Origin of the sequence: Cryobacterium sp. N21 (genome assembly GCF_002929575.1) — a bacterium.
GTDB lineage: Bacteria > Actinomycetota > Actinomycetes > Actinomycetales > Microbacteriaceae > Cryobacterium > Cryobacterium flavum.
Genome location: NZ_PJJQ01000020.1, coordinates 35,799 through 43,900 on the forward strand (window position 1 = coordinate 35,799; position 8,102 = coordinate 43,900).

At 62.3% G+C, this 8,102-nt stretch carries 8 protein-coding genes; 4 read left to right on the forward strand and 4 right to left on the reverse strand.

The window, feature by feature from the left end; all coding sequences use genetic code 11:
* Positions 1-4: 4 nt before the first annotated feature.
* Positions 5-1,015: a zinc-binding dehydrogenase gene (locus CXY77_RS01235; RefSeq protein ID WP_104129453.1), complete on the forward strand. Its 1,011-nt coding sequence runs from the start codon at positions 5-7 to the stop codon at positions 1,013-1,015.
* 50 nt (positions 1,016-1,065) lie between these two features.
* On the opposite strand, the gene CXY77_RS01240 is transcribed toward CXY77_RS01235, so the two are convergent.
* Together CXY77_RS01240 and murJ are read right to left on the reverse strand one after the other, a co-directional pair.
* Positions 1,066-1,932, reverse strand: coding sequence for an alpha/beta fold hydrolase (locus CXY77_RS01240; protein ID WP_104129454.1), 867 nt, complete (start codon positions 1,930-1,932; stop codon positions 1,066-1,068).
* A 653-nt stretch (positions 1,933-2,585) separates the two neighbouring features.
* Positions 2,586-4,163 (reverse strand): murein biosynthesis integral membrane protein MurJ, encoded by a 1,578-nt coding sequence (gene murJ, locus CXY77_RS01245; protein ID WP_140425434.1) that lies wholly within the window; start codon positions 4,161-4,163, stop codon positions 2,586-2,588.
* A 221-nt stretch (positions 4,164-4,384) separates the two neighbouring features.
* On the opposite strand from murJ, the gene CXY77_RS01250 reads away from it, so the two are divergent.
* Both CXY77_RS01250 and CXY77_RS01255 read left to right on the forward strand, forming a co-directional pair.
* Positions 4,385-5,257, forward strand: coding sequence for a hypothetical protein (locus tag CXY77_RS01250; protein WP_140425435.1), 873 nt, complete (start codon positions 4,385-4,387; stop codon positions 5,255-5,257).
* 85 nt (positions 5,258-5,342) lie between these two features.
* Positions 5,343-6,149 carry an aminoglycoside phosphotransferase family protein gene (locus CXY77_RS01255; protein WP_158252731.1) on the forward strand — a complete coding sequence of 269 codons (807 nt, stop codon included), beginning with the start codon at positions 5,343-5,345 and terminating at the stop codon, positions 6,147-6,149.
* Positions 6,150-6,260: 111 nt separating this feature from the next.
* Here CXY77_RS01255 and CXY77_RS01260 read toward each other — a convergent pair whose 3' ends face one another.
* The gene (locus tag CXY77_RS01260; protein WP_233197157.1) at positions 6,261-6,740 is read right to left on the reverse strand and encodes a tetratricopeptide repeat protein; all 480 of its coding nucleotides are present in this window, start codon (positions 6,738-6,740) and stop codon (positions 6,261-6,263) included.
* A gap of 172 nt (positions 6,741-6,912) precedes the next feature.
* Here CXY77_RS01260 and CXY77_RS01265 point away from each other — a divergent pair, with 172 nt between their 5' ends.
* On the forward strand, positions 6,913-7,380 hold the full coding sequence (locus tag CXY77_RS01265; protein ID WP_104129458.1) for a GNAT family N-acetyltransferase: 468 nt from the start codon (positions 6,913-6,915) through the stop codon (positions 7,378-7,380).
* A gap of 28 nt (positions 7,381-7,408) precedes the next feature.
* On the opposite strand, the gene CXY77_RS01270 is transcribed toward CXY77_RS01265, so the two are convergent.
* Positions 7,409-8,102 (reverse strand): alpha/beta hydrolase (locus CXY77_RS01270; RefSeq protein ID WP_233197158.1); only part of this gene is annotated, 694 nt, incomplete at its 5' end.

The window sequence follows — 8,102 nt, forward strand, 5'->3', positions numbered from 1 at the left end:
AAACGTGATCACCTCAACGATGCGCGCTCTCACATTCCACGGCCCCGCAACGGACACTTCCCAAACTGATGTCGCCGTGGTCGTGAGGCCGGCACCCGGCCCCGGCGAGGTCTTGATCCGTGTCACCCACGCCGGTATCAACTTCAAAGACGTGATGATGCGACGGGGCGATCACGCCTACTCGTCCGTCTGGCCCGTCATTCCCGGCCTTGAAGTCGCCGGCGTCATCGAACAGGTCGGCGACAGAGTGGATAGTCTCGAAATCGGTAAACGAGTAGTTGCCCTGACCAACACGGGCGGACTCGCTGAGTACGTTGTAGCCAATGCAGTGCTGACGGCGGGCATCCCGGACGGAGTAGCCTCCGAGGTCGCGGCCGTGGTGCCTGGGGTCTGGGCTACGGCGTGGCTGCTAGTGAATGAAGCCGCCCGTGTCCGCGACGGCGACACGCTCCTCGTCCACAGCGCGTCGGGCGCCGTCGGTACCACCATCGCAGCACTTGCGGAAGCAATCCCCGATACCACCCTCATCGGCGTTGTCGGAGCCGCAAGCCGCCTCGAAGACGCGAAGAGCGCGGGCTATCAGCACGCCTTCGTCCGCGACGACCATCTCGTCGACGCGGTCCTCACCCAGCTGGGCGGCACCGGCGTTGATATCGTGTTCGATCCTCAAGGCACCGCGTGGCTCGACGCCGACCTACGCATGCTCGCTCCCCATGGCCGCGTCGTGCTCTTCGGCAACGCTTCCGGCGCCCCTCTTGACCCGATACCCACCGAGAGGCTCTCAGCCAGCAACGCCGCCGTCGGCGGCTTCAGTATCGCCGCCCTGTCTGCCGCGGCACCGAAACTCGTCCAGCGCGCCATGAATGCCGTGCTCCACCGGATCGCCGAAGGCTCCCTCACCCCCGAATCGACCAGCGCTGAGGGACTCGATCAGGCCGCCGCGCTCCAGCAACAACTCGCGAATGGCAGCGCAAAAACGAAACACGTAATAAGAATCACGCCAGAACTCAGATGACGTGGGCGGCCGGCAGCAATCACCGCCACTGCGCCCGGTAGCGGAACCGCCTACGCATCAGATGTGAGCTGATCCAGACGCTCGAGGAATGTGTGCAGGACGCGCCGAAATGCTGCCGGTTGCTCGACCCAGGGGTAGTGCCCACACTCTTCGATCGTCACGGAATGCCCTGCGGGGAACATTCGAGCGAGGGCTTGGACAGGTTCAAAGCCGACAAGGCAGTCTTGCGCACCCGCAATGACGAGTACGGGAGCCGTCATCTCGAGAAGCCATGCGGCGATGTCGTGTGGTGGGTCGACGCTGAAGTATGCCGTCGCGGCGGCTCGGCTCCAGCGCCCGATCTGTGCGTGTGCTCGTCCGGTTTCATGCCAGGTCGCGTAACCCGCGGCTGCCGAGTCGCGCTGCCAAGCGGTGAAATCGTCTTCAGTCGATGTGGCCGGGCCGGCTCTCAGCGCCAATATTGCTCGGTCAAAATCTGGATCACCGCGGCGTCGGTCGATGAGAGTCGGGACATCCGTCGGCTCATCAACTAAGTACCCTGCGGGTGGGGTGATCAGCACCAAAGCCGCAATGTTGCGTGGGAATTGTGCAGCGTAGGCAATGGCCAAGCGGGTTCCAGCCGAGTGCGCGATCAGGGCGAGCCTGTTGAGGCCCAAGTGAATGCGCAGCTGCTCCACATCGACCGCTTGACTCCACCACGACCCCCGTTGTGGATCACTCGGTGCTTCGGTCAGGCCGACACCTCGTAAGTGCGGCACGATCAGGCGGTGCTCCTCGCCCAGCCCCGCCAGATCGCCCAGGTAGCTGGGGTGTCGGGCCGCGCCACCGGCCAGGAGAACGACCGGAATCCCTTCGCCGGTTCCGGGAATGTCCTCATAATAAAGGACCGAACCATCGGAGCTGTCATAGCGTGGCATGACTCGACGCTACAGGGCACTCGGACCGTAGCCCTTTGCAGAAATCGTTAACTCTCACTCTCCGGCAACCTGAGACCTCATCGAGTCGGTGGAACCTTGTCCGAACGGCCGATAGATGGCGAAGTCCAAAGCACAGTCCAACGGTCGAGCAGCAACTATTCGTGTGGGCTTGCAGACCCTGTTGCAGCCCGGATTTCCGCAATTCGCAGCCTCAGAAAGACAATGGTCAGGATCAATACCCAGACGACGAGTATCACGACCACGAGAATCACTAAGAAGTAAAGTGCCATCAAGAGACCACCAAAAACGCTAAACATAACTTCAACCCCCAGCTGTTCGGCACTCCTCGGATGGTGAACTCAACAACCGCCTACATGCCCACCATGGAGTGCCACAGCCAGTTTGGCATGCGACCTCGTCTTGCCTGATCGTTCTTTCTGCAGATATCACTGGAGACTGCCCGAGTCTTGGCTTAAGGGCCTGATTATTTTAGTCTCGATTATCGGACGGGCACCGCGACAGATCTTGGCCTGACCAACGCAACTGCCGAACACCCTGAGGCCGTGTCAGAGGGGAACCCCCAACGGGATTCCCGATGGAAGCTTAAGCATCCAAGAATGGCTGTCAGATCGCGGATACAGTTCTTGCTGCAGCTACCGCCGGAGATCGTTGATTGTGCGGTCGCCTAAGAGCCAACTGATCCCGACAAACACCCCGCTGACGATCGAGGATGCAAGGAGGAAAAGCAGGGCGTGTCCGATGAAGCTGGCTGGCGTGCCGATGATCGTCGTCGTGGCCAGCCCGGCTGCGGCGCTGATCATTGCCGTCGCTAGGAGCCGGATGAGACCCCACACCGCGGCCGGCTCGGAGTCGGGTTCGTGTCCGCGTTTTCGGAAAGTTCGTCGGAGTAGGACGTGAGCTGTCGACCATCCGGCAATGTTTGCGATCGAGATGCCGGCGGCGATTCCGATCACGGTCAGCTGCGGGGGAAGCAGGATCGCCGCTGCCAGCGCACCGGCTGCAGAGAGCACGGCGATGGTGAGTTGTGTGATGAACGGGCCTCGGGCGTCTTGCAGAGTGAAAGATGTCCGGTTGAGGACGTAGGCCTGGCTGAAGCCGACGAGGCCGACCGCCAGCACCTGCAAGACGTGGCCGATGAGGGGCGTGCCGAAGATCGCCTCAGTCAGAATCGGCCCGACAGCGACGAAAACTGCCGCGGCGGCGAGTGACACATACGCGACAGGTCGAAGCGCGAGATTGGAAAGGGACTCGACTTCAACGAAGTTGTTGCGTGCGGCCGCCCCGCTCATGCGTGTATAGAGGGCCGTGGTCAATGACACGGTCACAATTCCATGGGGCAGAAGCATCAGCAGGTATGCGATCGAGAGGGAGTTCAGGCTTGGCCCGTCGATGCCCAATTGGTTGAGTGACTCTCCGGCGCTGCTGGCTACGTTCGCCGTCACCAGGTAGGCAACTTGACTGGCAAACACCCCGCCCAGAGTCCAGCCGGCCAGCGAGGACATGTGGCCGAGACCGGCAAAGCCCCATCGGAAGCGCAGACGGAAACCGATGCAACGCAGCGGAATCAGCAACAAAAGGGACTGGACGGCGATGGCCAAGGTCGCGGCCCCGCTGAGGACCGCAACCATCAGTGGGGTCCACGAGCCAGCGTCACCCAGTCCGGAGGGCAAAGCGACGAGGAACACCAGGATGCCGCCGATGCCAACGACGTTCGAGATTGCAGGTGCCCAGGCTGGGGCACCGAACACGCCACGCGCGTTCAACACCTGCGACAAGACGGCGAAGGCGATGAGAAAGAAAATTTGCGGCAAACACCAATACGCCATCGACGTAGCAAGCCCTAGCCACGGCGCGGACCACGTCATGGCGTAGATCCAGACGATTCCCGGCGCACACAAGGTAAGAACGACCGTGGCGCCGGCCCCACCGATCAGGATGATCGTCAGAAGGCGGTCAGTGTCTTCCTGACCCGCAGGGCCAGCGTGCAGGTTCCGAACGATCTGGGGGACAAGCACGGCGCCGAGGACGCCGCCGGCGATCAGGGCGAACAGGTACGTCGGCGCCGAGTTCGCGATTTCAAACGTTTGACCCGCGACGGCCGTGCTGGTTCCGCCGACGGCGGCCACCAGCAGAATAGCCTTCGCAAAACCCAACGCCCTGGAAACCAGAGTCGCCGCCATCATCGAGCCGACTGCTCCACGAGCGCTCACCGTGAACGACCTGAACCAGTGCTTCGCCGTCGACACCCGAAACTAGATTCCCCCATTCGTCAACATTCCCACAACTCCGTCCCGGTGCCACACTCACGCACTCGCCCGCGCTCCATAGTGGTTTGCTTCTCAAGGGAACGATCACCGGGACGCCCCATCGTTCCGAAAGCCGATCGCTAGGTGAAACGACGGGCGGTGAGCCCTTGGCTAGGATGAGCACCATGCGAACGTGGGACTTCTACCTGGCCGGCGAAGAGGTGGTGACGAATGCGTGGGGCGCCGAGGTTACGCAGCAGTCAGCTCTTGACATGCCACTCCTTGAAGGCTTACTCCACGGTCCCGACGATGATCGTGGTGACTTGGAGATCGCGGTGCCGCTTGCTCGTGTCGTGCACGACGAGTTCGATGCGTACGGCACTTCAGGATCGCCACTGAGCAACGAGGACTCCCGGCTTCTCATCCGCGCATTGAAAGCAGTTCTCGCACGATTGGGAATCGATTCGTTCGATCCGCCGTTTCGCGATTTCGAGACGTTCCGCAAGTACTGGCGAGCCAACGATGGCCACGGAAGTTGGCAGGCTCGGCGGGACATGGTCGACGGGCAGCTCGATGCGCTCCATGAGGTGCTCGACGCTCGTGAAACGGATGCCCTGTCAGGAGCGCTGGCCGATCCGATTTCTCCGAGGAAGGCGACAGGGTGGCGGCGGGTAGACGAGGAACTGAATGAGATGCGCCGGCACTTCCAAAACGCTCGCACGGAACAGGATTACTCGAACGTCGGTAACGACGCAGTGGCTGTACTCGAAGCACTTTCTTCGGCCGCATACAACCATTCTCGTCACGGTCAGGCTGGCGAGGATGAGCCACCCGTCTCGAACACGAAGGTTCGGCTCGGGACAGTGGCTGAGGCGGAGTTGGCGGGCGCAGAAAGTGCGGAACTGCGCAAGGTCGTGCGCGCAGCAATTGAGCTGGCTCAGGCTACGAAGCACCGCCGTAACGGAGATCGTCGCGCAGCCGGCATGACCGCTGATTCCGTCTTGCTAGTCGTGAACCTGATCCGTCGGGTACGCGAACCATCCGCGGAGTCTCGGTAGCCGAACGTCTCACGCGACGCGGGCGTTTCCCAAGCGTAGTGGCGGGAACTGACGGGTTTGCGTGTCAGCCCGTACAATCGTGCTCGTGGATTGGGTTGCGGGAACAGTGCCAATCTATTTAGATCGCTGGGCTATCCAGCCACACGGCGAAACGGTGACGACGCCCTCCAGCTGGTTGGTTCCGGGGCGCTGGCATGATCGAGACGTCATGCTCAAGGTCGCTCGGATCGCCGAAGAGGGCCGCGGTGGCCCCGTCCTGGCCTGGTGGGCAGGCTCGGCCGCCGCGGAGGTGTATGCGGTCAACGACCAGGCCGTTCTCATGGGTCGGGCATCCGGGCATCGTGACTTGACCACGATGAGCCAGACAGGTCTTGATGATGAGGTCACCCACATCCTCTGCGGAACCATCTCGTCTCTCCACAGCGCCTCTGCTATTTCGGCGCCGCCCGCTGAGGTGGTGCCTTTGTCGCAATGGTTTCACGACCTCATCGGCACCGACGCAGCACAACTTCAGGCCGGCAGCCTGGCGCGAGTGGCAGCCATGGCGCGGGAGTTGCTGGAAGCCTCGGACATGGAGGGCCAGGTGGTTCTCCATGGCGACGTCCATCACGGCAATGTTCTTGATTTCGATGGCCGCTGGCTGGCCATAGACCCGAAGGGCCTCTTTGGTCACCGCGCCTTCGACTACGCCAATATCTTCTGCAACCCCACTGCAGACTTGGCGTTGTCTCGTTTTCACCGCCGCCTAGCGATCGTCAGCGAGCACTCGGGGCTCGACGTTGACGTGGTGCGGTCGTGGGTCATTGCATGGTGCGCACTTTCGGTGACGTGGACCAACAACAGCGGTGGACAACCATGGACCGCGCACGCCATCTTGAGCGAGTTCGGCTAATACTTCGCCGCCGGTAGAACCTCCACTCGGAAACCCGACCTGCTGTGGCTCCCCCGCAAGAGGAACCCTCACCGGGACGAGCGGATCTTCTATCCACCGGGACGCTGACTGCTACTTGGGCTCGACAATCGCGTCGGCATAGTGGTCAATCGCACCGCGATAGAGGGGCAGGGTCTTGCCCAGAGCCTTTAGGGCGACTCGTAACGCGTCCCCGGGCCGCCCCGCGTCGAAGAGCGCTAAAGCCAAGAAAGCTTCGTTGGCGTCGCCGATAGTGGCGTCGGATTCCACGCCTTCCAGAATCCTGATCGCTTCGGTGGTCTCACCAACGTTGCGAAGTGAGCTGGCCAGCTGAATTTGAGCTTGAGGCAGGCAGACAGGATCGAGACCAAGTTCCAGCGCACGGCGGTAAAGCGGAATCGCTTCCGCTTCCTGTCCGAGAAAGTCATGCACCGACGCCCACTCGTAGGTGGCGGCCGGATCATCGTCTCGTCGCTCTGCGATCAGCACGTGCATGGAGCTCAAAGTGGACTCCTCGTCGGCGTCACTGGCGTCAAGCCAGAATATTCTGATCCGTTCTTCCCAGTCAGTCATGGGCCCATTTTGGCAGGCTGCAGGACTGCTTGAGCACTGCCCGTGTGGGGAACCCTCCGCGGGCCACCGCACAGAAGAGGATGCCTTCGTCGCCATCGAAATCGTCGTGCGGAAGCGATCACTGCGAGCCACATCGTGAACCACTCGCTGTGTGATCGGGCAGACTGACGAGATGACGGAGATTGTGGTGCGTGAGGCCGAAGCGCTCGAGACGGAGGCAATCGCGGGGTTGCGCTGGCGGTGGGTGGTGGAGCGGGGCGGAGTTCCGGTTGTGAGCCGGGAGAACTTTGTGGCGTCCGTCGTCGCTTTCGCGTCCGCGCATGAGCAGACCCATCACCGGGTCGTGGCGGTGCGCGGCGGCGTGGTCGTCGGCATGGCCTGGCTGGCGGTGCTGCCCAGGGTGCCCAGCCCGCGCGCCACCGATCGTGCTTCCGGAGACGTGCAGTGCGTGTACGTCGTCCCGGAGGAACGAAACGCCGACATCGGCGGCACGATGATGGCGGCTGTTTTGGACAAAGCTCGACAGCTGGGCCTGGAACACGTCACCGTGCACTCCAGCCCCGAGGCAATCCACCTCTACGAACGCACCGGGTTCACGGCTTCACCGCGCGTCTTGTTCGCCGATTTCGCCGGTCGTTGACGGGTTGCGACGCTCTGGGAGTCGAGCGTTAGCCGGTCGCGAGGGCAGCGAGGTCCGGGCAGGTTTTCATGATCACTGCCCCGAGCCGCAGAGGTTGACTGATAAATGGCGAATGGCTGGAAGGCAGGCGAACGACGTGGGTGCAGCGGAGTGCCATCCGTTCTTGTAGGGCCGGGCTGAGCGCTTGGTCCTGCTCACGTTTGACATAGGTGCTTTCAACGTTTGTCCAGGCGAAGCGTTGTTGCACGCCGCGGCCGTGACCCGGCTGCTGTGGCACGAGCAATCCCGACGCCCATGCAATGAGAGAATCCGTGCAGTCGGCGTACAGAAGCTCGCGAGCGTGCTCAGTCGGGATGCTGGTCGTTCCGTCCGTGTTGCGCCGCACCGCGTCGTTGACGAGAGCGCCCGTGCCGCCGAGGAGCGCACCGCTTTCACCTGCGGTCGGCACGAATGCCGCGACGTAGATGAGGTGTCGTACCCGATCGAGCCCGGTGATAACCGAACCCCCATACGAATGCCCCAAGACAACCGGCGCCACCGGAAGCGCGTCCACGACACTCTGCACAGCCGCTGTGTCGTTCGTGAGCGAGCCCCGATGCAGGCGCGGAACGTGCACGCCGATCCCGTGCGCACGAAGAACGGCTGTCAGACGATCGAAATGCGCAGGCTGATGCCATAACCCGTGGACGAGAATGACCTCCGGTCGATGACTCATCCCCCCC

Bases quoted from the DNA above. Each gene is read 5' to 3' on its own strand.
- CXY77_RS01260 (WP_233197157.1), bottom strand. From the start codon at position 6,740: ATGACTGACTGGGAAGAACGGATCAGAATATTCTGGCTTGACGCCAGT.
- CXY77_RS01265 (WP_104129458.1), top strand. From the start codon at position 6,913: ATGACGGAGATTGTGGTGCGTGAGGCCGAAGCGCTCGAGACGGAGGCA.
- CXY77_RS01250 (WP_140425435.1), top strand. From the start codon at position 4,385: ATGCGAACGTGGGACTTCTACCTGGCCGGCGAAGAGGTGGTGACGAAT.
- CXY77_RS01240 (WP_104129454.1), bottom strand. From the start codon at position 1,932: ATGCCACGCTATGACAGCTCCGATGGTTCGGTCCTTTATTATGAGGAC.